2 protein-coding genes are annotated in these 2,891 nt (G+C 72.4%); one reads left to right on the plus strand and one right to left on the minus strand.

The window, feature by feature from the left end; translation table 11 throughout:
• Nucleotides 1-702: IclR family transcriptional regulator (locus tag HMPREF3105_RS10160; protein ID WP_070709508.1), on the minus strand; the 702-nt coding region annotated here is incomplete at its 3' end.
• A 197-nt stretch (nucleotides 703-899) separates the two neighbouring features.
• Between HMPREF3105_RS10160 and HMPREF3105_RS10165 the strand changes: the two genes are divergently transcribed.
• The gene (locus HMPREF3105_RS10165; RefSeq protein WP_070709510.1) at nucleotides 900-2,813 is read left to right on the plus strand and encodes an FAD-binding monooxygenase; all 1,914 of its coding nucleotides are present in this window, start codon (nucleotides 900-902) and stop codon (nucleotides 2,811-2,813) included.
• Nucleotides 2,814-2,891 lie beyond the last annotated feature (78 nt).

Genomic DNA, 2,891 nt, shown 5'->3' on the forward strand with positions numbered 1-2,891 from the left:
GGCCCGGGCCGCCTCACCGAGCCGGTCTCCGAGGCGCGCGGGGTCCTCCGGCCGCGTCGCGTAGACCACGGCGAGGGCGGCGGGCAGCTGGCCCGGGACCCGCAGCGGCACGGCGACCGAGGAGACGCCGGTGATGACCTCGTCGGAGCTGACGGCCCAGCCGCGCTCCCGCACGTCGTCGAGCTCGGGCCGCTCGGGCGGGGCCCCGCTGGGCAGCCGCGCCCACTCCTGTCCGGTCAGGGCGACGGCGATCGCCATCCCCGGCGCACCGACCCCGAGGGGGTGCCGGGTCCCCGGCCGCTGCGTGACGAGGTTGCCGCTGGGCGGCTCGGCCGTGGCCAGGGTGAGGCAGTGGGCCCCGTCCCACACCACCAGGAACGCGGTCATGCCCAGGTCGGTGGAGACGGCGGTCAGGTGCGGCATGGCCGCCGCGCGCAGATCCTGCTCCACCCGGCGGGCGAGGACGGCCAGGCCGGGGGCGGCGTGGACGCGGCCGAGGCCGTCGCGGCGCAGCAGGCCGTGGGCCTCGAAGGTGCGCAGCATGCGGTAGGCGACCGAGCGATGGACGCCCAGGCCGTCGGCGAGGTCGGCGATGGTGGGCGGCTCGGGCGCTTCCACGACGGTCTCGAGCAGGGTGAGCGCGCGGGAGAGCGTCTGGGAGGGTGCGCCCTCCCGGACCGGGCCGTCGTCGTGCTCCGCCATCCGTGCTCCTCGCCTCGCGTGCCGGACGTGACGCACCCGGGGCGCGGTCGGCCCGCGCGCCGGTTGTGAACCCGATCACGTCCGCGTACAGTCTGGCACACATGTGTTCCCAGGGAGAACACCGTGTTCTCTGAGAGAACACACCGTCGGGTGGCACGTGCCGCGCAGCGACATCCCCCCGCAGCGAAAGGACCCCCATGCTCTTCCACCACCACGGCTACGTCTCCACGAACCCGCGCGTCCAGGTGGCGGCCGGCATCGGCCTGGACCGCCCCGCCGAGCTGCCGGACGAGATGGACGTGCTGATCGTCGGCTCTGGCCCGGCCGGCATGATCGCCGCCGCCCAGCTCGCGATGTTCCCGGACGTCCACACCCGCATCATCGAGCGCCGCCCCCACCGCCTCGAGATCGGCCAGGCGGACGGCATCCAGGCCCGCTCCGTGGAGACCTTCCAGGCCTTCGGCTTCGCGAGCGAGATCATCGACGAGGCCTTCGACCTGACCTCCATGGCGTTCTGGAACCCGGCCGAGGACGACGCGGACACGATCGTGCGCACCTCGCTGGCCGAGGACGACCCGGAGGGCGTCTCCGAGTTCCCGCACCTGATCGTGAACCAGGCCCGCATCCTGGACTGGTTCGCCGAGTACATGAAGAACTCCCCCACCCGCGCGCGGCCGGACTACGGCTGGGCCTTCGAAACCCTCGAGGACACGAACGACGGCGAGCACCCCGTGCTCGTGACCCTGCGCCGCACCGTGGACGCCGAGGGCAACGCCCTCGAGGACCCCGCCTCGGGCCCGACCCGCCAGGTGCGCGCCAAGTACGTGGTGGGCGCGGACGGCGCGGGCTCTCGCGTCCGCAAGGCGATCGGCCACACCCTGACCGGCGACGCCGCGAACCACGCGTGGGGCGTCATGGACGCGCTGGCCGACACGGACTTCCCGGACATCCGCACCAAGTGCGCGATCCACTCGTCCAGCGGCTCGATCCTCCTGATCCCCCGCGAGGGCGGCCACCTGTTCCGCATGTACGTGGACCTCGGCGAGGTCCCGGCGGACGACGACCACAGGGTGTGCCAGACCCCGCTCGAGGAGATCATCCGCCGGGCCCAGCAGATCCTGCGCCCCTACACGCTGGACGTGAAGGAGGTCGCCTGGCATTCGGTGTACGAGGTGGGCCACCGCCTCACCTCGGGCTTCGACAACCGCGAGCGCGTGGCCCACCCCAACGTGTTCCTGCTCGGCGACGCCTGCCACACCCACTCCGCGAAGGCCGGCCAGGGCATGAACGTGTCCATGCAGGACGGCTGGAACCTCGGCTGGAAGCTCGGCCAGGTGCTCTCCGGGATGGCCCCGGTCGAGCTCGTGCCGACCTACTCGGAGGAGCGCAAGGAGATCGCCAAGAACCTGATCGACTTCGACAAGGAGTGGTCGACGCTCATGGCCAAGCCCACCTCCGAGCTGGGCGACCCGAACGAGGTGGCCGAGTTCTACACGAAGACCGCCGAGTTCCCGGCCGGCTTCATGACGGAGTACCGGCCCTCCCTCCTCACCACGGACGCCACCGGTCAGGCGCTGGCGCAGGGCTACCCCATCGGCAAGCGCTTCAAGTCGGCGCTGGTGGAGCGCTCGTGCGACACCAACGTCAAGCACCTGGGCCACCTGCACCGCGCGGACGGCCGTTGGCGCGTGTACGTGTTCGCCGACGCCGCCTCCCCGCGCGCCGAGGATTCGAAGGTCGCGGCGTGGGCGAAGGCGATCGTGGAGGACCCGCGGTCCTTCCGCAACCGCCACACCCCGTCGGACGGGCCGGAGGACGCCTGCTTCGACATCAAGGTCGTGTACCAGCAGAAGCAGACCGAGTTCGCCCACCCGGACGTGCCGTCGATCTTCCGGCCGACCACCGGCTCCCTCGGCCTGCACGACCTGAACAACATCTTCGCCACGTGCCGGCCCACGCACGGCGAGGACATCTTCGAGGCCCGCGGCATCAGCCGTGACGGCGCCGTCGTCGTGGTCCGCCCGGACCAGTACGTCTCCGGCGTCTTCGGCCTGGACGAGGTCGACCGCCTGAACGCGTTCTTCGCGGGCGTGCTGCTCGACGCGAACTGAGCGGGCGGCGGCGGGCGCCCCGCCGCCGGCGCGCTCACCGGGATCCCGGGGGCAGGTGGTCCCGCTCGGGCGGCGTGC

The organism is Micrococcus sp. HMSC31B01 (assembly GCF_001816085.1).
GTDB lineage: Bacteria > Actinomycetota > Actinomycetes > Actinomycetales > Micrococcaceae > Micrococcus > Micrococcus luteus.